This window comes from Pseudomonas sp. NFACC45, from assembly GCF_900113505.1.
GTDB lineage: Bacteria > Pseudomonadota > Gammaproteobacteria > Pseudomonadales > Pseudomonadaceae > Aquipseudomonas > Aquipseudomonas tehranensis.
Map to the genome: position 1 here is coordinate 367,633 of NZ_FOPO01000001.1, position 23,472 is coordinate 391,104.

The 23,472-nt window shown below is 61.7% G+C and carries 26 protein-coding genes; 15 read left to right on the forward strand and 11 right to left on the reverse strand.

Translation table 11 applies throughout. The features are described 5' to 3' along the window. Window positions 1-66: 66 nt before the first annotated feature. Window positions 67-1,101: a type IV pilus twitching motility protein PilT gene (locus BM132_RS01605; RefSeq protein WP_092395464.1), complete on the reverse strand. Its 1,035-nt coding sequence runs from the start codon at window positions 1,099-1,101 to the stop codon at window positions 67-69. Between the two features lie 53 nt (window positions 1,102-1,154). On the opposite strand from BM132_RS01605, the gene BM132_RS01610 reads away from it, so the two are divergent. The 9 genes from BM132_RS01610 to BM132_RS01650 all read left to right on the forward strand — a co-directional run bounded on the left by BM132_RS01610 (window position 1,155) and on the right by BM132_RS01650 (window position 7,899). Continuing rightward, window positions 1,155-1,841, forward strand: a complete 687-nt coding sequence (locus BM132_RS01610) for a YggS family pyridoxal phosphate-dependent enzyme (RefSeq protein WP_047226008.1) — start codon at window positions 1,155-1,157, stop codon at window positions 1,839-1,841. 42 nt (window positions 1,842-1,883) lie between these two features. Further along, entirely contained in the window at window positions 1,884-2,702 is an 819-nt protein-coding gene (proC, locus tag BM132_RS01615; RefSeq protein WP_092452647.1) for a pyrroline-5-carboxylate reductase, read from the forward strand. Between the two features lie 10 nt (window positions 2,703-2,712). Then, complete coding sequence (locus BM132_RS01620; RefSeq protein ID WP_047226010.1) at window positions 2,713-3,303, forward strand: YggT family protein; 591 nt, start codon at window positions 2,713-2,715, stop codon at window positions 3,301-3,303. A 238-nt stretch (window positions 3,304-3,541) separates the two neighbouring features. Beyond that, window positions 3,542-4,681 (forward strand): homoserine O-succinyltransferase MetX, encoded by a 1,140-nt coding sequence (locus tag BM132_RS01625; protein WP_092452650.1) that lies wholly within the window; start codon window positions 3,542-3,544, stop codon window positions 4,679-4,681. Between the two features lie 7 nt (window positions 4,682-4,688). Then, on the forward strand, window positions 4,689-5,309 hold the full coding sequence (metW, locus tag BM132_RS01630) for a methionine biosynthesis protein MetW (RefSeq protein ID WP_047226012.1): 621 nt from the start codon (window positions 4,689-4,691) through the stop codon (window positions 5,307-5,309). 25 nt (window positions 5,310-5,334) lie between these two features. After that, window positions 5,335-5,769, forward strand: a complete 435-nt coding sequence (locus tag BM132_RS01635; protein ID WP_092452653.1) for a DUF4426 domain-containing protein — start codon at window positions 5,335-5,337, stop codon at window positions 5,767-5,769. Then, window positions 5,766-6,362: an RdgB/HAM1 family non-canonical purine NTP pyrophosphatase gene (gene rdgB, locus BM132_RS01640; RefSeq protein WP_092452656.1), complete on the forward strand. Its 597-nt coding sequence runs from the start codon at window positions 5,766-5,768 to the stop codon at window positions 6,360-6,362. The genes BM132_RS01635 and rdgB overlap by 4 nt, the downstream gene beginning before the upstream one ends. After that, entirely contained in the window at window positions 6,359-7,558 is a 1,200-nt protein-coding gene (gene hemW / locus BM132_RS01645) for a radical SAM family heme chaperone HemW (protein WP_092452660.1), read from the forward strand. The genes rdgB and hemW overlap by 4 nt, the downstream gene beginning before the upstream one ends. Window positions 7,559-7,575: 17 nt before the next feature. Beyond that, a complete protein-coding gene (locus BM132_RS01650; RefSeq protein WP_092395450.1) occupies window positions 7,576-7,899 on the forward strand; it encodes a DUF3392 domain-containing protein in 324 nt (107 codons plus the stop codon). Window positions 7,900-8,043: 144 nt separating this feature from the next. On the opposite strand, the gene trmB is transcribed toward BM132_RS01650, so the two are convergent. The 4 genes from trmB to BM132_RS01670 all read right to left on the reverse strand — a co-directional run bounded on the left by trmB (window position 8,044) and on the right by BM132_RS01670 (window position 10,290). Further along, window positions 8,044-8,769: a tRNA (guanosine(46)-N7)-methyltransferase TrmB gene (gene trmB / locus BM132_RS01655; RefSeq protein WP_092452664.1), complete on the reverse strand. Its 726-nt coding sequence runs from the start codon at window positions 8,767-8,769 to the stop codon at window positions 8,044-8,046. Between the two features lie 9 nt (window positions 8,770-8,778). Next, a complete protein-coding gene (locus tag BM132_RS01660) occupies window positions 8,779-9,573 on the reverse strand; it encodes a thiazole synthase (protein ID WP_003177480.1) in 795 nt (264 codons plus the stop codon). Window positions 9,574-9,627: 54 nt separating this feature from the next. Continuing rightward, window positions 9,628-9,828 carry a sulfur carrier protein ThiS gene (thiS, locus tag BM132_RS01665; protein WP_160893822.1) on the reverse strand — a complete coding sequence of 67 codons (201 nt, stop codon included), beginning with the start codon at window positions 9,826-9,828 and terminating at the stop codon, window positions 9,628-9,630. A 90-nt stretch (window positions 9,829-9,918) separates the two neighbouring features. Further along, complete coding sequence (locus BM132_RS01670; protein WP_047226019.1) at window positions 9,919-10,290, reverse strand: DUF423 domain-containing protein; 372 nt, start codon at window positions 10,288-10,290, stop codon at window positions 9,919-9,921. A 73-nt stretch (window positions 10,291-10,363) separates the two neighbouring features. Here BM132_RS01670 and mtgA point away from each other — a divergent pair, with 73 nt between their 5' ends. Next, window positions 10,364-11,086, forward strand: coding sequence for a monofunctional biosynthetic peptidoglycan transglycosylase (gene mtgA / locus BM132_RS01675; RefSeq protein ID WP_092452667.1), 723 nt, complete (start codon window positions 10,364-10,366; stop codon window positions 11,084-11,086). Window positions 11,087-11,268: 182 nt separating this feature from the next. Here the strand turns inward: mtgA and rpoH are convergent, their stop codons facing one another. From rpoH to ftsY, 4 genes are all read right to left on the reverse strand, one after another. Further along, complete coding sequence (gene rpoH / locus BM132_RS01680; protein WP_092395442.1) at window positions 11,269-12,123, reverse strand: RNA polymerase sigma factor RpoH; 855 nt, start codon at window positions 12,121-12,123, stop codon at window positions 11,269-11,271. Window positions 12,124-12,236: 113 nt separating this feature from the next. Further along, window positions 12,237-13,259 carry a permease-like cell division protein FtsX gene (gene ftsX / locus BM132_RS01685; RefSeq protein WP_092395440.1) on the reverse strand — a complete coding sequence of 341 codons (1,023 nt, stop codon included), beginning with the start codon at window positions 13,257-13,259 and terminating at the stop codon, window positions 12,237-12,239. Next, window positions 13,256-13,927: a cell division ATP-binding protein FtsE gene (gene ftsE, locus BM132_RS01690; RefSeq protein WP_030137923.1), complete on the reverse strand. Its 672-nt coding sequence runs from the start codon at window positions 13,925-13,927 to the stop codon at window positions 13,256-13,258. The genes ftsX and ftsE overlap by 4 nt, the downstream gene beginning before the upstream one ends. Continuing rightward, window positions 13,924-15,366 (reverse strand): signal recognition particle-docking protein FtsY, encoded by a 1,443-nt coding sequence (gene ftsY, locus BM132_RS01695; RefSeq protein WP_092452670.1) that lies wholly within the window; start codon window positions 15,364-15,366, stop codon window positions 13,924-13,926. Before ftsY ends, ftsE begins: the two co-directional genes overlap by 4 nt. A gap of 344 nt (window positions 15,367-15,710) precedes the next feature. On the opposite strand from ftsY, the gene BM132_RS01700 reads away from it, so the two are divergent. Genes BM132_RS01700 through BM132_RS01715 form a run of 4 tightly spaced genes read left to right on the forward strand, consistent with a single transcriptional unit; the run spans window position 15,711 to window position 20,188 of the window. Then, window positions 15,711-17,066 carry a M16 family metallopeptidase gene (locus BM132_RS01700; protein ID WP_092395436.1) on the forward strand — a complete coding sequence of 452 codons (1,356 nt, stop codon included), beginning with the start codon at window positions 15,711-15,713 and terminating at the stop codon, window positions 17,064-17,066. Then, on the forward strand, window positions 17,059-18,549 hold the full coding sequence (locus tag BM132_RS01705) for a M16 family metallopeptidase (protein ID WP_092452673.1): 1,491 nt from the start codon (window positions 17,059-17,061) through the stop codon (window positions 18,547-18,549). The genes BM132_RS01700 and BM132_RS01705 overlap by 8 nt, the downstream gene beginning before the upstream one ends. Continuing rightward, window positions 18,549-19,160 (forward strand): 16S rRNA (guanine(966)-N(2))-methyltransferase RsmD, encoded by a 612-nt coding sequence (gene rsmD, locus BM132_RS01710; protein WP_092395432.1) that lies wholly within the window; start codon window positions 18,549-18,551, stop codon window positions 19,158-19,160. The genes BM132_RS01705 and rsmD overlap by 1 nt, the downstream gene beginning before the upstream one ends. A 29-nt stretch (window positions 19,161-19,189) precedes the next feature. Continuing rightward, window positions 19,190-20,188 carry a hydrolase gene (locus BM132_RS01715; protein WP_092453079.1) on the forward strand — a complete coding sequence of 333 codons (999 nt, stop codon included), beginning with the start codon at window positions 19,190-19,192 and terminating at the stop codon, window positions 20,186-20,188. 130 nt (window positions 20,189-20,318) lie between these two features. On the opposite strand, the gene BM132_RS01720 is transcribed toward BM132_RS01715, so the two are convergent. Beyond that, window positions 20,319-21,173: a sulfurtransferase gene (locus BM132_RS01720; RefSeq protein WP_092452676.1), complete on the reverse strand. Its 855-nt coding sequence runs from the start codon at window positions 21,171-21,173 to the stop codon at window positions 20,319-20,321. 33 nt (window positions 21,174-21,206) lie between these two features. Further along, window positions 21,207-21,878: a TetR/AcrR family transcriptional regulator gene (locus BM132_RS01725; protein ID WP_047226027.1), complete on the reverse strand. Its 672-nt coding sequence runs from the start codon at window positions 21,876-21,878 to the stop codon at window positions 21,207-21,209. Window positions 21,879-22,026: 148 nt separating this feature from the next. Here BM132_RS01725 and BM132_RS01730 point away from each other — a divergent pair, with 148 nt between their 5' ends. Next, window positions 22,027-23,457 (forward strand): coniferyl aldehyde dehydrogenase, encoded by a 1,431-nt coding sequence (locus BM132_RS01730; RefSeq protein WP_092452679.1) that lies wholly within the window; start codon window positions 22,027-22,029, stop codon window positions 23,455-23,457. Window positions 23,458-23,472 lie beyond the last annotated feature (15 nt).

A 23,472-nucleotide genomic window follows, 5' to 3' on the forward strand; every position in this document is an offset into this window, starting at 1 on the left:
TCGGACCCAATGTGGGAGCGGGCTTGCTCGCGAAGAGGCCCTCGAAAACGCCACAGAAATTTCTTCTCAGAAGTTATCCGGCGTACGCGCCTTCTCCCGCGCATGCTCGCGGCTGATCAAGCCTTTGCTCACCAGATCCTTCAAACACATATCCAGCGTCTGCATCCCTAGCGAGCCACCGGTCTGGATCGACGAGTACATCTGGGCGATTTTGTCTTCGCGGATCAGGTTACGGATCGCCGACGTTCCCAGCATGATTTCATGCGCCGCGACCCGGCCGCCGCCGATCTTCTTGACCAGCGTCTGTGAGATCACCGCCTGCAAGGACTCGGACAACATCGAACGGACCATGGATTTCTCATCCCCCGGGAACACGTCCACCACCCGGTCGATGGTCTTGGCCGCCGAGGTGGTGTGCAAGGTGCCGAACACCAGGTGACCGGTTTCGGCGGCGGTCAGGGCCAGGCGGATGGTCTCCAGGTCACGCATCTCTCCCACCAGAATCACGTCCGGGTCTTCGCGCAGGGCTGAGCGTAGGGCCGTGGAGAAACTTTGGGTGTCGCGGTGCACTTCGCGCTGGTTGATCAGGCATTTGCGCGGCTCGTGGACAAACTCGATGGGGTCTTCGATGGTGAGGATGTGATGGTGTTTGTGGGTGTTGAGGTAGTCGATCATCGCCGCCAGGGTGGTGGACTTGCCGGAGCCGGTCGGCCCAGTCACCAACACCAGCCCGCGAGGCGCCTCGGTCACTTTGCGAAACACATCGCCCATCCCTAGGTCTTCCATGGTCAGGACTTTCGACGGGATGGTTCGGAACACCGCACCTGCACCGCGATTCTGGTTGAACGCATTGACCCGGAACCGTGCGACGCCCGGCACGTCGAAGGAAAAGTCGGTTTCCAGAAACTTCTCGTAATCCACCCGCTGCCGGTCGTTCATGATGTCGTAGATCAGCTCATGAACCTGCTTGTGGTCCAGGGCCGGCAGGTTGATCCGCCTCACATCGCCATCGACACGGATCATCGGCGGCAGCCCGGCGGACAAGTGCAGGTCCGATGCGCCCTGTTTGGCGCTGAACGCCAGTAACTCAGTGATATCCATAGCGCTCCTCAATTCCAGTAGAATGCCGCGAACCTCACCGCTGGCGCTTCTTTATGTCCACGATAGCAGACAACATTGCTCAGGTTAGATCGCGTATCCGCGCAGCCGAACAAGCCGCCCACCGCGACGAACACAGCGTGCAGCTGCTGGCGGTGAGCAAGACCAAGCCCGCCCAGGCCCTGCGTGAAGCCTATGCCGCCGGCCTGCGGGATTTTGGCGAGAACTATCTGCAGGAGGCGCTGGGCAAACAGGCCGAACTGACCGACCTGCCCTTGATCTGGCACTTCATCGGCCCCATTCAATCGAACAAGACGCGCGCTATCGCCGAACATTTCGACTGGGTGCATTCCGTGGATCGTTTGAAAATTGCACAACGCCTGTCCGAGCAGCGCCCGGCCGACCTGCCGCCGCTGAACATCTGCATCCAGGTCAACGTCAGCGGTGAAGACAGCAAATCCGGCTGCACCGCGGCGGACCTGCCCGCTCTGGCCAGCGCCATCAGCGCGTTGCCACGCCTGAAGCTGCGTGGGTTGATGGCGATTCCCGAACCCACCGAGGAGCGTGCCGCCCAAGATGCCGCCTTCGCAGCAGTTCAACGCTTGCAAGCCGATCTGAAGCTACCGCTGGACACCCTTTCCATGGGCATGAGCCACGACCTCGAGTCGGCCATTGCCCAGGGCGCCACCTGGGTGCGGATCGGTACAGCGCTGTTTGGCGCGCGCGACTATAGCCGTAGCTAGCCGTAAGCCATGCTGACTCAACTCTCTAATCAAGGACCTGTCATGAGCAACACACGTATTGCCTTCATCGGCGCCGGCAACATGGCCGCCAGCCTGATCGGCGGCCTGCGGGCCAAGGGTCTGGACGCTTCGCAGATCCGCGCCAGCGATCCGGGGGCCGAGACCCGCGCCCGGGTGAGCACAGAGCACGGCATCGACACGTTCGCCGACAACGCCCAGGCCATCGAGGGCGCGGACGTCGTCGTGCTGGCGGTCAAGCCACAGGCGATGAAAGCCGTGTGCGAAGCCCTTCGCCCGAGCCTCAAACCCCATCAACTGGTAGTGTCGATCGCCGCCGGCATCACCTGCGCCAGCATGAATAACTGGCTCGGTGCCCAGCCAATCGTGCGTTGCATGCCCAATACTCCGGCGCTGCTGCGCCAGGGCGTCAGTGGGCTGTTCGCGACCGCACACGTGAGCGCCGAACAGCGCCAGCAGGCCGAACAACTGCTATCGGCCGTCGGCCTGGCACTGTGGCTGGAAACCGAGCAGCAACTGGATGCGGTGACGGCCGTGTCCGGCTCGGGCCCGGCCTACTTCTTCCTGCTGATCGAAGCCATGACCGCCGCCGGTGAAAAACTCGGCCTGCCGCGCGAAACCGCCGCCAAGCTGACGTTGCAGACCGCCCTGGGCGCCGCGCACATGGCCGTGTCCAGCGATGTCGATGCGGCCGAACTGCGTCGCCGGGTGACCTCGCCAGCCGGCACCACGGAAGCCGCCATTAAATCGTTCCAGGCCGGGGGCTTCGAAGCCCTGGTAGAAAAAGCACTCGGCGCCGCCGCGCACCGCTCGGCCGAAATGGCCGAACAACTGGGCCAATAAGGAGCCATTCATGATCGGATTGAACACTGCAGCGGTCTACGTGCTGCAAACCCTCGGCAGCCTGTACCTGCTGATCGTACTGCTGCGCTTTGTGTTGCAACTGGTGCGCGCCAACTTCTACAACCCGCTGTGCCAGTTCATCGTCAAGGCCACCCAGCCATTGCTCAAGCCATTGCGCCGGATCATTCCGAGCGTGTTCGGCCTGGACATGTCGTCGCTGGTACTGGCGATCATCGTGCAACTGGCGCTGATGGCCCTGACCCTGCTGCTGACCTACGGCACCACCGGCAACCCGCTGCAACTGCTGATCTGGTCGATCATTGGCGTGACTGCGCTGTTCCTGAAGATTTTCTTCTTCGCCCTGATCATCAGCGTAATCCTGTCCTGGGTCGCTCCCGGCAGCCACAACCCGGGCGCCGAGCTGGTGAACCAGATCTGCGAGCCGGCGCTGGCACCGTTCCGCCGCATCGTGCCGAACCTGGGGGGCCTGGATATCTCGCCGATCCTGGCGTTCCTGGTGCTCAAGCTGATCGACATGCTGGTGATCAACAACCTCGCGGCGATGACCATGATGCCGGAAATCCTGCGGCTGCTGATCTAACCCTGTAGGAGCTGCCGAAGGCTGCGATCTTTTGATCTTTCGCTTGCGACTCAATTGTCCGGGGAAAGATCGCAGCCTCGTTGCACTCGACAGCTCCTACAGGACCGCATCGTCCTCATCGCGGGCAAGCCTTGCTCCCACAGGGTTTGCAGCGGGTGGACAATCAGCTCCGGCCTTTGCTTGCCGCTTGCCACAGCGGTCTTTAGACTTACGCCTCATTTCAACGAGAGCAGGGTCGATGCCAGCTGCCTTCCCCCCCGATTCCGTTGGTCTGGTGACGCCACAAATGGCGCATTTCAGCGAGCCCCTGGCCCTGGCCTGCGGCCGTTCGTTGCCAGCCTATGACCTGATTTTCGAAACCTACGGCACCCTCAATGCCACGGCGAGCAATGCCGTGCTGATTTGCCACGCCCTGTCGGGGCATCACCACGCCGCCGGCTATCACAGTGTCGACGACCGCAAGCCGGGCTGGTGGGACAGTTGCATCGGCCCGGGCAAGCCCATCGACACCAACAAGTTCTTCGTGGTCAGCCTGAACAACCTCGGTGGTTGCAATGGCTCCACCGGCCCCAGCAGCGTCAATCCAGACACCGGCAAACCCTTCGGCGCTGACTTTCCGGTGCTGACCGTGGAAGACTGGGTCCACAGTCAGGCACGCCTGGCGGACCGCCTCGGTATCACCCAGTGGGCCGCAGTGATCGGCGGCAGCTTGGGCGGCATGCAAGCCCTGCAATGGACCATCACTTACCCGGACCGCGTGCGCCACTGCCTGGCAATCGCCTCGGCCCCCAAGCTGTCGGCGCAGAACATCGCCTTCAACGAAGTGGCGCGCCAGGCGATTCTCACCGATCCGGAATTCCACGGCGGTTCGTTCCAGGAACACGGCGTGATCCCCAAGCGCGGGCTGATGCTGGCGCGGATGGTCGGGCATATCACCTACCTGTCCGATGATTCCATGGGTGAGAAATTTGGTCGCGGTCTCAAGAGCGAAAAGCTCAACTACGACTTCCACAGCGTCGAATTCCAGGTGGAAAGCTACCTGCGCTACCAGGGCGAAGAATTCTCCGGACGCTTCGATGCCAACACCTACCTGTTGATGACGAAAGCCCTGGACTACTTCGATCCGGCGGCGAACTTCGACGATGACCTGGCAAAAACCTTTGCAGGCGCCACCGCCAGGTTCTGCGTGATGTCATTCACCACCGACTGGCGTTTCTCCCCGGCCCGCTCTCGGGAGCTGGTGGACGCGCTGATGGCTGCCCGCAAGGACGTCTGCTACCTGGAAATCGACGCGCCCCAGGGTCACGACGCCTTTTTGATCCCGATCCCGCGCTACCTGCAGGCGTTCGGCAACTACATGAACCGTATAACGCTGTGAGGACGCCATGAGAGCCGATCTGGACATCATCCAGGAATGGATCCCCGCCGGCAGCCGCGTGCTCGACCTGGGCTGTGGCAACGGCGAACTGCTGACCTGGCTGCGCGACCACAAGCAAGTCACCGGCTACGGCCTGGAAAACGACCCGGACAACATCGCCGAGTGCGTGGCCAAGGGCATCAACGTGATCGAGCAGGACCTGGACAAGGGCCTGGGCAACTTCGCCAGCAACAGCTTCGACATCGTGGTCATGACCCAGGCGCTGCAAGCGGTGCACTACCCGGACAAGATCCTCGACGAAATGCTGCGGGTCGGGCGCCAGTGCATCATCACCTTCCCCAACTTCGGGCACTGGCGCTGCCGCTGGTACCTGGCGAGCAAGGGCCGCATGCCGGTGTCGGAGTTCCTGCCCTATACCTGGTACAACACGCCGAACATCCACTTCTGCACCTTCGAGGATTTCGAGGCGCTGTGCCGCGAGCGCCAAGCCAAGGTCATCGATCGCCTGGCGGTGGACCAGCAGCACCGCCACGGGTGGGCCAGCAAGCTATGGCCTAATCTGTTAGGTGAAATAGGCATTTATCGGGTCAGCAGCCCAGGCCTTGCCGATCATCAGGTCGCGGTGTGAACCCCGGCCTTACCAGGAGCACGACATGAAACGTCTAGCGTTGTTTCTCATCACCGCCTGCCTGAGCGCCGGCGCCATGGCCGCCGACGTCATCAAGGCCGAGCGCAAGGAAGTGTTCGGTGACATCACCGTGCACTACAACACCTTCAACTCCACCTTCCTGACGCCGGACAACGCCAAGGCTGCCGGGCTGACTCGCGACAAGAACCAGGGCGTGATCATCATCTCGGCAATAAAGGACAGCCAGCCTTTGAAGGCTCAGGTCAGCGGGTCAATCACAGACCTTACCAGCAGCAGCGTCACACTGAACTTCAAGGAAGTGCCCGAACAAAACGCAACCTATTACGTCGCCCAATATCCGGTGAAGCAGAAGGAAGTCCGTACCTTCAAGATCACGGTAAAAACAGGCGACAAGATCAACACCCTCAACTTCAACCAGGAACTGTTCCCCGGTCAATGATGAATTTCACCCAACTCGTATTGGCCAGCCACAACGCCGGCAAACTCAAGGAACTCCAGGCCATGCTCGGTGGCTCGGTGCAGTTGCGCTCGATTGGCGAGTTCAGTCAGGTTGAACCTGAAGAAACCGGCCTGTCGTTCGTCGAGAACGCCATCCTCAAGGCCCGCAACGCCGCGCGCATTTCGGGCCTGCCGGCGTTGGCCGACGATTCCGGGCTGGCGGTGGACGTTCTCGGCGGTGCACCGGGCATCTATTCAGCCCGCTACGCAGATGGCAAAGGCGACGCGGCGAACAACGCCAAGCTGCTCGAGGCCCTCAGAGATGTGCCCGAAGCCGAGCGCGGCGCGCAGTTCGTTTGCGTGCTGGCCCTGGTCCGTCATGCCGACGATCCACTGCCGATCCTCTGCGAGGGCTTGTGGCACGGGCGCATTCTCACTGAAGCCAGCGGCGAACACGGCTTTGGCTACGATCCGCTGTTCTGGGTGCCGGAGCGCAACTGCTCCAGCGCCGAGCTGGGCCCGGTGGAAAAGAACCAGTTGAGCCATCGCGCCCGCGCCATGGCGCTGCTGCGTCAACGCCTGGGTCTGCAATGATCGATGAGTCCCCTGCACCCCTGATCCATGGCGGTGCGCAAACGCCTCGGGCGCCGCTGCCAGTGCTGCCGCCCCTGGCGTTGTACATTCACATTCCGTGGTGTGTACGCAAATGCCCTTATTGCGATTTCAACTCCCATACCGCCAGCCCGCAGCTGCCCGAAGAGGAATACGTCGACGCTTTGTTGGCCGATCTCGATCAGGACCTGCACGGGGTTCATGGCCGGGAACTGAGCTCGATCTTTTTCGGCGGCGGCACGCCAAGCCTGTTCAGCGCCCAGGCCCTGGGCCGGTTGCTCAAGGGTGTCGAAGCGCGAATACCCTTCGCCCATGACATTGAAATCACCCTGGAAGCCAACCCGGGGACGTTCGAACAAGAGAAATTTGTCGCTTACCGGGCGCTGGGCATCAATCGCCTGTCCATTGGCATCCAGAGCTTCCAGCAAGACAAACTCAAGGCTTTGGGCCGGATCCATAACGGCGACGAAGCTGTGCGTGCCGCCGGCATGGCTCGTCAGGCCGGGTTCGACAACTTCAACCTGGACCTGATGCACGGCCTGCCCGATCAGTCCCTGGACGACGCCTTGAGCGATTTGCGCCAAGCCATTGCGTTGAAGCCCACGCATCTGTCCTGGTATCAGTTGACCCTGGAGCCAAACACGGTGTTCTGGAACCAGCCGCCGACCTTGCCGGAAGACGACACGCTGTGGGACATCCAGGAAGCCGGGCAAGCGTTGCTGGCCGAACATGGCTACAGCCAATACGAAGTCTCGGCCTACGCCCAACCCGGCCGGCCGGCGCGGCATAACCTCAACTACTGGGGTTTCGGCGACTTCATCGGCATCGGCGCCGGTGCCCACGGCAAGCTCAGCCATCCGGACGGGCGTATTGTGCGCACCTGGAAAACCCGCCTGCCCAAGGACTACCTCAACCCAGCCAAACGCTTCCTGGCCGGCGAGAAGACCCTGAGCAATGAAGAGCTGCCCTTCGAGTTCCTGATGAACGCGCTGCGCCTGACCGAAGGCGTGGAAGCGCAGCTTTACCCCGAGCGCACCGGCTTGCCCTTGCAAAGCCTGGCTGAAGGCCGACGCGAGGCCGAACAAAGCGGGTTGTTGCAGGTCGAACCGGCACGTCTGGCAGCCACCGAGCGCGGACAGTTGTTTCTCAATGACCTGTTGCAGAAATTTTTGAGCTAATCACACAAGGAAACCCCATGGATCTGGTACTCGACCTGCTCGCCACCGTGTCCCGCTGGAGCCGCAGCAACCTGTCGGAAATCTCTCTGGCATTGGTAGGGTGTCTGCTGGTGCTGTTTGGTGCCGACATCAAGGGTTGGGTCGAACAACGCCTTGGCAATATCGCCGGCGCCTTGCGCGTCCCGCTGATCGCTCTGCTGTGCATGATCGGCAGCGGCGCGGCGCTGATCTACGCCACGCCGTGGATTGTCCGGGGCTTGAGCCAGTTCAACAACTACAGCCTGGCGCCGGTGCTGCTGGTGGTGCTGGTGTTGATTGGCGTGGTGGCGGATCGTCGCTGATCCCACAGACACCACAAAACAAATGTGGGAGCGAGCCTGCTCGCGAATGCGGTGTGTCAATCAACGAAACATCGTCTGACACACCCTCTTCGCGAGCAGGCTCGCTCCCACAGGGGATCCCATTTCAACAGGATCTTCGGGTGCTTACGCCACCTTCTCGAACTTCAAATCCCAAACCCCATGCCCCAAGCGTTCGCCACGGCGTTCGAACTTGGTGATCGGTCGTTCGGCCGGGCGCGGCACGCACTTGCCGTCTTCGGCCAGGTTGCGGTAGCCCGGGGCGACGTTCATCACTTCCAGCATGTATTCGGCGTAAGGCTCCCAGTCGGTGGCCATGTGCAACACACCGCCGACCTTCAGCTTGCTGCGCACCAGCTCAGCGAACGACGCCTGGACGATGCGGCGCTTGTGGTGACGGCTTTTGTGCCATGGGTCCGGGAAGAACAGCATCAGCCGGTCGAGACTGTTGTCGGCCACGCAGCGGTTAAGCACTTCGATGGCGTCGCAGTCGTAGACCCGCAGGTTGGTCAGCCCTTGGGTCAACACGCCGTTGAGCAGCGCGCCCACACCGGGACGATGAACTTCCACACCGATGAAATCCTGCTCCGGCGCCGCGGCGGCCATTTCCAGCAGCGAGTGGCCCATGCCGAAGCCGATTTCCAGCGAGCGCGGCGCCGAGCGGCCGAACACCTGGTCAAAATCCACCGGCGCATCGGCCAGGGGCAGGACGAACCGCGGTGCGCCCTGCTCAAGACCACGTTGCTGGCCTTCGGTCATGCGCCCGGCGCGCATCACAAAACTCTTGATGCGGCGGTGCTGGCGCTCTTCGCCCTCTTCCGGCAGGACAGGCGTGTCGTTCGATTCAGTCATCAATGGCTCTTACTTGATCAGACCATCCAGCGGCGAAGAGGCGCTGGCGTAAAGTTTTTTCGGCATGCGGCCGGCGAGGTACGCCAGACGCCCAGCGACAATGGCGTGCTTCATGGCTTCGGCCATCAGGATCGGTTGCTGGGCATGGGCAATAGCGGAGTTCATCAGCACGGCTTCACAGCCCAGTTCCATGGCGATAGTGGCGTCGGACGCAGTGCCGACACCGGCATCCACCAACACCGGAATCTTGGCCTCTTCCAGGATGATCTGCAGGTTGTACGGGTTGCAGATCCCCAGGCCTGTGCCGATCAGGCCGGCCAGCGGCATCACCGCGATGCAGCCAATTTCCGCCAGTTGACGGGCGATGATCGGGTCATCGCTGGTGTAGACCATCACGTCGAAACCTTCCTTGACCAGGGTTTCGGCGGCCTTGAGGGTTTCGATCACGTTGGGGAACAGGGTTTTCTGGTCCGCCAGCACTTCCAGTTTCACCAGGTTGTGGCCGTCGAGCAGCTCACGGGCCAGGCGGCAGGTGCGCACGGCCTCGATGGCGTCGAAGCAACCGGCGGTGTTGGGCAGGATCGTGTAGCGATCTGGCGGCAGGATATCCAGCAGGTTCGGTTCGCCCGGGTTCTGGCCGATGTTGGTGCGGCGCACGGCAACGGTCACGATTTCAGCGCCCGAGGCTTCGATGGCCAGGCGGGTTTCTTCCATGTCGCGGTATTTGCCGGTGCCAACCAGCAAACGCGACTGGTAGGTACGACCGGCCAGGACGAAGGGCTTGTCGCTACGAACGATGCTCATGGGAAATCCTCTGTTGGGGTGAGGTTCTTGCGAAATACTGTAAAACCGCAGGGACTAGCCGCCGCCGATGGCGTGGACCACTTCGACGCTGTCGCCGTCGTTCAACGTGGTGTCGGCGTGCTGGCTGCGCGGGACGATATCCAGATTGAGCTCCACCGCGACGCGGCGTCCGGTTAGTTCCAGACGGGTCAGCAGGGCCGCAACGGTTTCACCGTCAGGCAGATCAAGGGGTTCGCCGTTCAACTGAATGCGCATGCCGGATGCCGCCATCATTTTTAGGGGCTGGCATTCTAGCCCGATCAGTCTGGGTGACCCAAGCCATTCGTCATGAATTGGACCGTGCGGTCAGCCCAACCGCCAGGCGGCAAGCCCCAGGCACAGCCAACCGATCAGAAACGCTACGCCACCGAACGGCGTGATAATGCCCAGTTTGCTGATCCCCGTGAGCGTCAGCAGATAAAGACTCCCGGAGAACAGCAGGATACCGATGACAAACGAAATCCCGGCCCAGGTGACGATGCGACCGGGGATGTGCGTGGCCAGCAGCGCGACGCCCAGCAATGCCAGGGTGTGCACCAACTGATAGGTGACGCCGGTATGAAAGATCGCCAGGTAATCGGCGCTCAGACGGTTTTTCAGGCCGTGGGCGGCAAACGCTCCCAGTGCCACGCCGGTGAAGCCGAAAAAAGCAGCCAGCATCAGAAAACTACGCAGCATGAGAACTCCAGTCAGACTCGGTGGACAGGGTCTGTATAATGGCCCGCTCGACGGGTTCGGCCAAGCCATCTCTATGTTGCGTTCATTGTTTCGACGATTCGTTAAAGCCCTGCTCTGGTTCGCCGTCGGCAGCGTCGTGCTGGTACTGCTGTTTCGCGTGGTGCCGCCGCCGTTCACCGCGCTGATGATCGAGCGCAAGGTTGAATCCTGGTTCGGTGGCGAGCCGATCGACCTGCAGCGTACCTGGCAACCCTGGGATCAGATTTCCGACAACCTCAAAATCGCGGTAATCGCGGGCGAGGACCAGAAATTTCCTGAGCACTGGGGCTTCGACTTCGGTGCGATCCAGGCCGCGCTTACCCATAACGGACGTGGCGGCTCGATTCGCGGCGCGAGCACCCTCAGCCAGCAAGTATCCAAGAACCTCTTCCTGTGGCCGGGCCGCAGTTGGCTGCGCAAGGGCCTGGAAGCCTGGTTTACCGCGCTGATCGAAATACTCTGGCCCAAGCAGCGGATTCTCGAGGTGTACCTCAACAGTGTCGAGTGGGATGACGGTGTGTTCGGCGCCGAAGCCGCGGCGCGGCATCACTTTCGGGTAGGCGCCGATGCATTGTCCCGGCAACAGGCCAGCCTGCTGGCGGCGGTCCTGCCCAATCCCCGGGTATGGAGCGCCGCACGCCCGAGCCCTTATGTACTGCGGCGCGCGAACTGGATTCGCCGACAGATGAGCCAGTTGGGGGGCGACAGCTACCTGCTGGGGCTCAATGACTCGCGACGGGCGCCTTGGGCGCAGTAACCAAGACACTGAACACCCCCTGTGGGAGCGGGCTTGCTCGCGAATGCGGTGTGTCAGTCCACATCAATGTATCCGGTACACCGCATTCGCGAGCAAGCCCGCTCCCACAGGGATTTTGCCCGCCCGAACAAAAACGCCCCAATCATCACTGATCGGGGCGTTTTTTATGGCTGTTGCGCAGGTCAGGCAGCAATCGACGTCTTGAGCTTGTTCATCGCGCTTTTCTCAAGCTGGCGAATTCGCTCGGCCGACACGTTGTACTTCTGTGCCAGGTCGTGCAACGTGGCTTTTTCCTCGGCCAGCCAGCGCTGGTAGAGAATGTCACGACTGCGCTCGTCCAGCACTTCCAGGGCTTCGTGCAGGTTGGTGTTGGAGTTGTCACTCCAGTCGGCGTCTTCCAGTTGACGCGCCGGGTCGTACCGGTGGTCTTCCAGATAGTTGGCCGGCGACTGGAAAGCGCTGTCGTCGTCCGCTTCGGCGGCCGGGTCGAAGGCCATGTCATGGCCGGTCAGACGACTTTCCATCTCGCGCACTTCCCGCGGCTCGACGCCCAGGCTCTCGGCCACGCGATGGACTTCTTCATTGTTCAGCCAGGCCAGACGTTTCTTCTGGCTGCGCAGGTTGAAGAACAGCTTGCGCTGGGCCTTGGTGGTCGCGACTTTCACGATGCGCCAGTTGCGCAGGATGAACTCGTGGATTTCCGCCTTGATCCAGTGCACTGCAAACGACACCAGGCGCACACCCATTTCCGGGTTGAAACGCTTGACCGCCTTCATCAGGCCGACGTTGCCTTCCTGGATCAGGTCGGCCTGGGCCAGCCCGTAGCCGGAATAGCTGCGGGCGATATGTACAACAAAACGCAGGTGGGCGAGCACCATCTGCCGAGCCGCCTCAAGATCCTGCTCATAATAGAGACTCTCGGCCAGTTCACGCTCCTGCTCGGGCGTCAGCAAAGGGATGCTGTTCACCGTGTGCACATAGGCCTCCAGGTTCGCACCCGGGACCAGAGCATAAGCAGGTTGCAAAGAAGTGGTCATACGAAAAAAACCTCCGACTCACATAACTCGTGCAGTTCAGCACTGCGAAAATTGACCGGGAACCGTAGGACAAGTTCCCACAAAAACCGAAAGGTCAATACGCGCAAAAAACACTATTTTGGAGCAAGCTCACGCAAGTGGCGTGCTACCGCAATCCATGCACCGATATAACCCAACAGCACCGCGCCAAGCAAGAGCGACAGACCGTCGGCGGCTGGCACTCCGGCCAGGGAAAAATCACTGCCGTACAAACCAGCCAGCCCCACCACCGCGTCATTCAGCCAGTCCAGGCCAAATGCCAATACGCCCCAGGACAGAATCCCGGCACCGAAGCCATATAGCGCCCCCATGTAAAGGAAGGGCCTGCGCACATAACTGTCCGTACCGCCGACGAGTTTAATCACTTCTATCTCGGTGCGGCGGTTTTCAATATGAAGACGAATGGTATTGCCTATCACCAAAAGTAATGCAGAAACCAGAAGCACCGTCAGACCGAAGACAAACCGGTCGCCAAGCTTGAGGATCGCCGCAAGACGCTCGACCCAGACTAGATCAAGTTGCGCCTGTTGTACCTTCGGCAACTCGGAAAGTCTTTGTCTTAATGCTTCAAGGGTTGGCTTGTCGACTTCCTCGGGTGTCACCAGTACCACACCCGGCAGCGGATTTTCCGGCAGTTCCTTGAGGGCATCGCCCAGGCCGGACTGCTGCTGGAACTCTTCCAGCGCCTGTTCGCGACCAATGTATTCGGCGTCGGCCACGCCCGGCATGGCCTTGATCTGCTCGCGCAACGCCTGGCCTTCGGCAGGGCTCGCTTCCAGCTGCAAATACAGGGAAATCTGCGCCGCACGCTGCCAGGAGCCACCCAAGCGCTCCACATTACTTAGCAATAATGACAGGCCCATGGGCAAACTCAGGGCCACCGCCATCACCATGCAGGTAAAAAAGCTGCCGATCGGCTGCTTGCCCAGGCGCTTCAGACTGTCCAGCAGGCTGGCGCGATGGCTTTCGACCCAGGCGTGAAACAGTGTCGCGAAATCCGGGCCGTCGTCATCGTCGCGCTTCTTCTTTGGCGGCTGCGGATCGGAGGCTTTCGGAGCCACGCGCTCGGCCACCTTGGGGCTGCGGGTCGCACTCATACGCCAGCCTCCCCGTCACCGATCAGTCGACCGCGCTGCAAGGTGAGCATGCGGTGACGCATGCGCGCGATCAGGGCCAGGTCGTGACTGGCAATCAGCACGCTGGTGCCCAAGCGATTGATGTCTTCGAATACGCCCATGATTTCCGCCGCCAGACGCGGGTCCAGGTTACCGGTAGGTTCATCCGCCAGCAGCAAGGCCGGGCGATGAACGATGGCGCGGGCGATGCCCACGCGCTGTTGCTGGCCGGTGGACAGGTCGCCGGGGTACAGATCGGTCTTGTCCGACAGCGCCACACGCTCCAGGGCCGAATCCACGCGCTTGTTGATCTCGGCCTTGGACAGGCCAAGGATCTGCAAGGGCAACGCCACGTTGTTGAACACCGTGCGATCGAACAGCAACTGGTGATTCTGGAACACCACGCCGATCTGCCGACGCAAAAAAGGAATCTGGGCATTGCTGATGGTGCTCAGGTCCTGGCCGGCCAACAGCAGTTTGCCGGTGGTGGGCCGCTCCATCGCCAGCAGCAGGCGCAGCAAGGTACTTTTACCGGCGCCAGAATGGCCGGTGACAAACAGAAACTCGCCACGACGGACCCGAAAGCTCAGCTCATGCAAGCCGACGTGTCCGTTCGGATAGCGTTTACCGACCTGTTCGAAACGAATCATGAGTGCTCCCGCTCGGCAAACAGTGCCTGGACAAAGGGCTCGGCTTCAAAGGTGCGCAGATCGTCGATGCCTTCACCCACGCCAATGTAGCGAATCGGCAGACCGAACTGCTTGGCCAAGGCGAAAATCACCCCGCCCTTGGCGGTCCCGTCGAGCTTGGTCAGGGCCAGTCCGGTCAGTTGGACGGTCTGGTTGAACTGCTTGGCCTGGTTGATAGCGTTCTGGCCGGTGCCGGCGTCCAGCACCAACAGCACCTCATGGGGCGCGTCGGCATCGAGCTTGCCGATCACCCGGCGAACCTTCTTCAACTCTTCCATCAGGTTGTCTTTGGTGTGCAGGCGACCGGCCGTGTCGGCAATCAGCACATCGATGCCACGGGCCTTGGCGGCCTGCACGGCGTCGAAAATCACTGAAGCGGAGTCGGCGCCGGTGTGCTGGGCGATTACCGGAATCTTGTTGCGCTCGCCCCACACTTGCAGCTGTTCGACCGCAGCGGCGCGGAAGGTGTCGCCGGCGGCGAGCATGACTTTCTTGCCCTCCAACTGCAGCTTCTTCGCCAGTTTGCCGATGGTCGTGGTCTTGCCGGCGCCGTTGACGCCCACCACCAGGATCACGAACGGCTTGTTCTGCGCGGCAATTACCAGCGGCTGTTCCACCGGCTTGAGCATGTTGGTCAACTCGCCCTGCAAAGACTTGTACAAAGCGTCGGCGTCGGTGAGCTGCTTGCGCGCCACCTTTTGAGTCAGGCTCTGGATGATCACCGACGTCGCCTCGACGCCCACATCGGCGGTCAGCAAGCGGGTTTCGATGTCTTCCAGCAATTCGTCGTCGATGACTTTCTTGCCCAGGAACAGGCTGGCCATGCCTTCGCCGATGCTGGCGCTGGTCTTGGACAGGCCTTGCTTGAGGCGGGCGAAGAAACCGACCTTGTTCTCTTCGGCGGCAGGCGCGGGCTCTGCGAGAGCTGGCAACTCAACTGCAACGGGCTCCGGTTCAGGGGCGGCTGGGGCTGCGACAGGCGTGATGGCAGGCACCGGCACTTCGACGGTCGGCTCCACGGCCGGGGCCGCGACGGATGGGGTGAGTGCCGGAATCGGCGGAGCGACCTGCGACGCCTGTGCGTCTTCCACCAACGCTACCGGTTCTTCCGCCACGGGCAAGGTCAGCCAGGGGCTTTGCCCTTCGGGCGGGGTCAGCGGTTGCTCGGCCACCGGCTCCGCGGCCGAGTCAGGCGCAGGCTCGGCCGGTTGCAACACCGGCTCGGCAATCGGCAGGAGAATGGGGGCAGCTTCTTCGGCCACCGCCTCGGCGTCCGGCTCAGGCAGCGGTTGCGGCTGTTCGACGACGGTTTCCTGCGGCTTCTTGCGCAGCCATCCGAACAGGCCTTTTTTCTCGCCAGCCGCAGCTGGGGTCTTCTTGTCGTCGTTGGAACCAAACATGGAGGACGGCTATCTCACGGTAGCGACGCGCCACCAGGGCGCCTCGGTGATAAATATTCGATGCTGAACAGACTGCGTTTCACCCAGCTTGTTCACGCGCAACATTTTGTCGAGTTGTCCCCAGGACAGCTCAAGGTCGATTTTTTCGAAGGACTGGCGCGACATCATCGGCGAAAACGCTGGGATCAACGAACAAACCCAGGGTTTCTTCCGAGAACCCAAACAACCCCGGACCGCGAAAAGGCCCGATAGGCGTGGCCGCCAGTAAAACGGATCAGTATCCTAGCACCCTCTCGCCCGCCGACGCTAAGACCTAGCGGGCAGCCCAACAGGTTTAAACACGAATGAATGCTCTTGCCCGCCGTGCTGCAGGCCTGCTGCTCAGCACAGTTTGTCTGCCTTTTTCAGCCTTGGCTGCCGATCCACAACCCACCCATGAATTTACCCTCGACAACGGCCTGAAGGTCGTGGTGCGCGAAGATCATCGCGCACCGGTGGTGGTGTCCCAGGTTTGGTACAAGGTTGGCTCCAGTTATGAAACCCCGGGCCAGACCGGTTTGTCCCACGCTCTGGAACACATGATGTTCAAGGGCAGCTCGAAAGTCGGCCCCGGCGAAGCTTCGCTGATCCTGCGCGACCTTGGCGCCGAAGAAAACGCCTTCACCAGCGATGACTTTACCGCTTACTACCAGGTACTGGCCCGCGATCGCCTGGGCGTGGCCTTCGAACTGGAAGCCGACCGCATGGCCAGCCTGCGCCTGCCACCGGAGGAGTTCAGTCGCGAGATCGAGGTGATCAAGGAAGAGCGCCGCATGCGCACCGACGACAAGCCGATGTCCAAGGCTTATGAGCGCTTCAAGGCCATGGCTTACCCGGCCAGCGGCTACCACACCCCGACCATCGGCTGGATGGCCGACCTGGAGCGGATGAAAGTCCAGGAACTGCGCCACTGGTACGAATCCTGGTACGCGCCGAATAACGCAACCCTGGTGGTGGTCGGCGATGTCACGCCCGACGAGGTCAAGACGTTGGCCCAGCGTTACTTTGGCCCGGTTGCCCGGCGCGACGTGCCGCCGGCGAAGATCCCCCTGGAACTGGCCGAACCTGGCGAGCGGCAGATTACCCTGCATGTGCAGACCCAACTGCCAAGCCTGATGCTGGCCTTCAACGTGCCGAGTATCGCCACCGCGACCGACAAACGCTCGGTCAATGCCCTTCGGCTGATCTCGGCCTTGCTGGACGGCGGCTATAGCGGGCGGATCCCGACCCAGTTGGAGCGCGGCGAAGAGCTGGTGTCCGGCGGTTCGTCGAGCTACGACGCCTTTACCCGTGGCGACACGCTGTTCACCCTGTCGGCCACGCCCAACACCCAGAAAAACAAAACCATGGCCCAGGCCGAAGCCGGTTTGTGGCGCTTGCTCGAACAGTTGAAAACCACCGCCCCGACCGCCGAGGAACTGGAGCGCGTCCGCGCCCAGGTCATCGCCGGCCTGGTGTACGAGCGCGATTCGATCACCAGCCAGGCCACCGCCATCGGCCAACTGGAAACGGTCGGCTTGTCCTGGAAACTGATGGACACCGAACTCGCCGAACTGCAAAGCGTGACCCCGCAAGATATCCAGAAGGCAGCCCAGCTGTATTTCACCCGCTCGCGCCTGAGCGTCGCGCACGTCCTGCCCGAGGAGAAAGCTCATGAGTGAGCGCAAATCACCGCGTCTGGTGCTGATCGGTGTGGTGTTGATCGCCCTGGTCAGCGCCTTGGCCTTTTACCTGTCGCCATCCAATGACACCAACGCCAGCCAGGCGCTGGACAAAGCCAAGGCCAGCAACAAGCTGCAATCTTTGGCCGAGCTGGACGGCAAGGCACCCAGCCGTCGCCAGCTCGACGTAAAAACCTGGACAACCGCTGACGGCGCCAAGGTGTTGTTCGTCGAAGCCCGGGAATTACCGATGTTCGACCTGCGCCTGACTTTCGCCGCTGGCAGCAGCCAGGACGGCGATACACCCGGTCTGGCGCTGTTGACCAACGCCATGCTCAATGAGGGCGTAGCCGGTAAGGATGTCAGCGCGATTGCCCAAGGGTTCGAAAGCCTCGGCGCCGATTTTGGCAACGGTGCCCTGCGGGACATGGCCCTGGCGTCACTGCGCAGCCTCAGCGCGGTGGACAAGCGTGAGCCGGCGCTGAAGCTGTTCGCCGACGTCGTTGGCAAACCGACCTTCCCCGTCGATTCCTTTGCGCGCATCAAGAACCAGTTGCTGGCCGGTTTCGAATACCAGAAACAGAACCCCGGCAAGCTGGCGGGGCTGGAACTGATGAAGCGCCTGTACGGTGATCATCCGTATGCCCATTCCAGTGACGGTACCGCCCAAAGCATTCCACCGATCACGCTGGCCCAGGTCCAGGCTTTCCACGCCAGGGCCTATGCCGCCGGCAACGCGGTGATTGCGCTGGTAGGGGACCTGTCCCGTGCCGAAGCCGAAGCCATTGCCAATCAGGTGTCCGCCGCGCTGCCGAAGGGCCCAGCGCTGGCGAAGACCGTGCAACCGGTTGAACCGAAGGCGAGCATCGGTCACATCGAGTTCCCGTCCAAGCAGACCAACCTGATGCTTGCGCAACTGGGCATCGATCGGGACGACCCGGACTATGCGGCCGTGTCCCTGGGTAACCAGATCCTCGGCGGCGGCGGTTTCGGCACGCGGTTGATGACCGAAGTCCGGGAAAAGCGTGGCCTGACCTACGGCGTGTATTCCGGCTTCTCGCCGATGCAGGCCCGTGGCCCGTTCATGATCAACCTGCAGACACGCGCCGAAATGAGCGAAGGCACGCTGAAACTGGTGCAGGATGTGTTCGCCGATTATCTGAAGAACGGCCCGACCCAAAAAGAACTCGATGATGCCAAGCGTGAGCTGGCCGGCAGTTTCCCGCTGTCCACCGCCAGCAACGAGGACATTGTCGGCCAACTCGGCGCCATGGGTTTCTATGACTTGCCGCTCAGCTACCTGGAAGACTTCATGCGTCAGTCCCAGGAACTGACCGTCGAACAGGTCAAGACCGCGCTGAACAAACACCTGAGCACGGATAAAATGGTCATCGTCACCGCCGGCCCGACCGTGCCGCAGCAGCCGCTGCCGGCCCCCACTGAAAAACCTGCCGAGCAACCGCTCGGGGTTCCGGAGCACTAATGGCCCGCCCATCCAATTCCAGCAAGAAACCCGTGCACAACGGTGTGAACCAGTTGCGCATCATCGGCGGCGAATGGCGCAGCCGGCGCTTGAGCTTCCCCGACGCGCCGGGCCTGCGCCCAACCCCGGACCGGGTGCGCGAAACCCTGTTCAACTGGCTCGCGCCCTACGTGGCCGGCGCTCGGGTACTCGACCCGTTTGCCGGCAGCGGGGCATTGTTTCTTGAGGCGTTGTCCCGTGGCGCCGCCATGGGCCAGGCGCTGGACGCCAGCAGCCTGGCGGTCTCCAGCCTGAAAGAGCACCTGGGCACACTGCGTTGCACCGTCGGTCAGGTGCAGACCGCCGACGCGTTGCGCTACCTGGACAGCCAGCCGGCGACCCCCTTCGACCTGGTGTTCCTCGACCCACCGTTCAACCAGAACCTGCTGCCAGCCGTTTGCACCTTGCTCGAAGAACGTCATTGGCTGGCCGACGATGCCTGGGTCTACACTGAAAGCGAAGCCGCCCCGTCCACCCTGGGGTTGCCGGGCAACTGGCGCCTGCATCGCGAGCAGAAATCCGGACGGGTGTATTACGCGTTGTGGCAACGTGTGGCAGAGGCCGTTGGCTGAACGGCTGGCCAGTGCAGTGAGAAATGATCGTGTCTGTTGCAACTGAACGCTTCGTCCCGGCCCTGGGCCTTGGCAACCCGCACTTGCAAACCTTGTGGGGACCGCTGTGGCGCAAGACCTTGCACATCGCTCGGGAACGTGAGCGTCTGTGGTTGGAAGACGGCGACTTTCTCGATCTCGACTGGCATGGCCCCCACCGAGTCGATGCGCCACTGGTGCTGGTACTTCACGGGCTGACCGGTTCTTCCAACTCGCCCTACGTGGCCGGCCTGCAACAGGCTCTTGGCAGACAGGGCTGGGCCAGCGTGGCGCTGAACTGGCGTGGTTGCTCGGGAGAACCCAACCTGTTACCCCGCAGCTATCACTCGGGGGCCAGCGAAGACCTCGCCGCCGCCATCACCCATCTGCGGGCCCGCCGCCCCTTGGCACCGCTGTTTGCGGTGGGCTACTCACTGGGCGGCAACGTGCTGCTCAAGCACCTGGGGGAAACGGGTGGCGACAGTCGGTTGCAAGGAGCGGTCGCGGTGTCGGTACCGTTTCGCCTCGACCAGTGTGCCGATCGCATCGGACAGGGCTTTTCCAAGTTCTATCAGGCCCATTTCATGCGCGAGATGGTGGCCTACGTGCGCAACAAGCAACGCCAGTTCCAGCACGACGGACGCCACGAAGGGCTGGCGACCCTCACGGCACTGGGCCCTCTGGAAAACATGCGCACCTTCTGGGACTTCGATGGGCGGGTGACGGCGCCGCTGCACGGCTTCTCTGACGCCGCCGACTATTACCGTCGCGCCTCCAGTCGTTACTTTCTTGGCGAGATCAGCACGCCGACCCTGGTCATCCAAGCCGCCGACGACCCTTTCGTGTTTCCCCACAGCTTGCCCGAACCTGGCGAGTTGTCAGCCTCTACCCTGCTGGAACTGCATGCACAAGGCGGGCATGTGGGTTTTGTCGACGGGAGCTTGCGCCGTCCGGGGTATTACCTGGAGCGGCGGATTCCCCACTGGCTGGCCAGCCTGGGCCAGGGATGACTGTGGTTAAACACCAAATCCCTGTGGGAGCGAGCCTGCTCGCGATTACGGTGGAACATTTGGCATCGATGCAAGCTGACCCACCGCAATCGCGAGCAGGCTCGCTCCCACATTGACTCAGGACTGACCGCTATTCGCCCTTCGCCACGCCCCGCTGCGGATCGGTGATCCACTCACTCCACGAACCGGCGTACAACCTCCCCAACGGATATCCCGCCAGGCACAAGGCAAACAGGTTATGGCATGCCGTCACGCCGGAACCGCAATAGGCCACCAGTTCCGTCGGCGAGCGCTCTCCCAATTTCTTGGCAAAGCGCTGCTTGAGCTGGTCGACTGGCAGGAAGCGCCCGTCAGCACCCAGGTTCTCGGTGAACGCTGCGCACTGTGCGCCCGGAATATGTCCGGCCACCGGATCGATCGGTTCGACTTCGCCCTTGAAACGCGGCAACGCCCGGGCATCGAGCAGGGTCATGTCCGGCTCACCGAGACGCTGCTCAAGCGCCTCGGCACTCAGCAGCAGGGTCGCGTCGGGAGAACCACTGAAGGTCCCGGGGCCGTTGACCGGTGGATCGAGACTCAAGGGCAAACCGGCAGCATGCCAAGCCTTGAGCCCGCCATCGAGGATGAAAACGCCATCGCGCTTACCCAGCCAGGCCAGCAACCACCAGGCCCGGGCGGCATAGGCGCCAGGGCCGTCATCGTACAGAACGATGTCGCTGTCGTTGCCGATCCCCCAGGCCCGCAAACGCTTCATCAAGGCCTCAGGCTCCGGCAGAGGATGGCGGCCGGTCACGCCTTTGGTGACTGGCCCACTCAGGTCCCGTTCGAGGTCAGCGAAGGATGCCCCGGCAATATGGCCTTCGGCGTAACTGCGCTGGCCGTAGTCCGGGTCCTCCAGGGCAAAACGACAATCAAGGATCACCAGTCCGGGCTGCGACCGCCTGTGTTCCAGGGCTTGAGGACTGATGAGTTGCGCAATGGGCATAACGGGCTCCTGTGGCTCGATCGAATTTGAATCCTACGCCCCTTCTTCCAGGGTCTGGGCCAGGGGGACATAGAACTCTTTGAACAGAGCATCCACCGCTTCGCGGGCCTGCTCAGTCACGAAACCGGCCTCCAGCACCAGCACTTGATAGACCCCTCGCTTGATGGCCTGCTCGCTCAAGTGGTTGGAATTTTCCCGTGTGGTGCAGAGGAAACGGACCCAGGACGTGAGAATGATCCAGGCATTGAGGGTCAGGGACTCGATTTGCACCCGGTCCATTTTGAGGATACCGGCGGCCACAAAGCCCTCGTAGATAGCCGTGCCGTGAATCAGGCTACGCTGGGAAAACCGACGATAGCGCGCGGCAAGGTCCGGGTCGCTGTCCAGCAGATGCTCCAGGTCGCGGTGCAGGAAGCGGTAGCGCCACATCGCCGAGAGCAACTCCTGCAGATAGAAGCGCTTGTCTTCGACAGTGGCCGCACGGCCTTGGGGCGGACGCAGGAAACTGTCCACCAGGTTTTCGTACTCACTGAACAATACGGCGATGATCGCCTGCTTGTTGGGGAAGTGGTAGTAGAGATTGCCCGGGGACATGTCCATGTGGGCGGCGATATGGTTGGTGCTGACGCTACGCTCACCCTGCTGATTGAACAGCTCAAGGCTGTTTTGCACGATGCGCTCGCTGGTTTTTATTCGTATGGCCATGGCTTGAGCTTTAATTCGACGAAAGCATTGAATGGCATCTTACGACCTATCGGTCACGGGACAAACCCAAAGGCGTCACGGATGTCGGTTGACTTTTTAGAGCACAAGCTCTAGAAAACACTCACTCCAATACTATCGGTGCCCGCCCATGCCTGCCGACGTTGCTTACCTGTGCGAATCTCAACAGCACCTGGGCGAACTGCAAGCGCTTTTCGACACCCAGCGCCAAGCCTATGCCGCCCACCCCATGCCACCTGCCGAGCAGCGGCGGCAATGGCTCAAGGCGTTGCGCGAGTTACTGAGCAACGAGCGACAAGCACTGATCGACGCCATCAGCCAGGACTTCAGCCATCGCAGCGCGGACGAAACGCTGCTGGCCGAGCTCATGCCGAGCCTGCACGGCATCCATTACGCCAGCCGACACCTCAAGGGCTGGATGAAACCTTCCCGCCGCAAGGTGGGCGTGGCCTTCCAGCCGGCGTCAGCCAAAGTGGTGTACCAACCGCTGGGCGTGGTCGGGGTCATCGTGCCTTGGAACTACCCACTGTTCCTGGCCATCGGGCCGCTGGTGGGTGCATTGTCGGCGGGCAACAGGGTGATGCTCAAGCTGAGCGAATCGACCCCTGCCACCGGGTTGCTGCTCAAACAACTGCTGGCGCGCATTTTCCCTCAGGATCTGGTGTGCGTGGTGCTCGGCGAGGCTGAGGTCGGCATGGCGTTTTCCAGGTTGCCCTTCGACCACTTGCTGTTCACCGGCGCCACCAGCATTGGCAAGCACGTGATGCGCGCCGCCGCCGAGAACCTGACCCCGGTCACGCTCGAACTGGGAGGCAAATCGCCCGCCATCGTGTCCGCGGACGTGCCCCTCAAGGACGCCGCCGAGCGCATTGCATTCGGCAAAACCCTGAATGCCGGACAAACCTGTGTCGCACCGGACTACGTACTGGTGCCGCAGAACCGTGTCGGGGAATTCGTTGAAGCGTATCGCGAAGCGGTTCGCGGGTTTTATCCGACCCTGACTGACAATCCGGACTACACCGCGATCATCAACGAGCGACAATTGGCGCGACTCAACGGCTACATAGGCGATGCCACCAGCAAGGGCGCATTGCTGATCGAGTTGTTCGATCGAGGTCAGGGGCGACGCATGGCCCACAGCCTGTTGCTCAACGTCAGCGATGACATGACCGTCATGCAGGACGAAATCTTCGGCCCGCTGTTGCCCATCGTGCCCTATCAGGACCTGGACCAGGCATTTGCCTACATCAATCAGCGGCCTCGCCCGCTGGCGCTCTACTACTTTGGCTACAACAAGGCCGAACACTATCGCGTGCTCAACGAGACCCATTCCGGTGGTGTTTGCCTGAACGACACCCTGCTGCACGTCGCCCAGGATGACCTGCCCTTCGGCGGCATTGGCGCCTCGGGGATGGGGCACTACCACGGTCACGAAGGCTTCCTGACGTTCAGCAAGGCCAAGGGCGTACTGAGCAAACAGCGGTTCAACGCGGCGAAACTGATTTATCCACCTTACGGCAAGCCACTCCAGAAACTGATCCAGAAGTTGTTTGTCCGTTAGCCGCAGTCTTTCCGG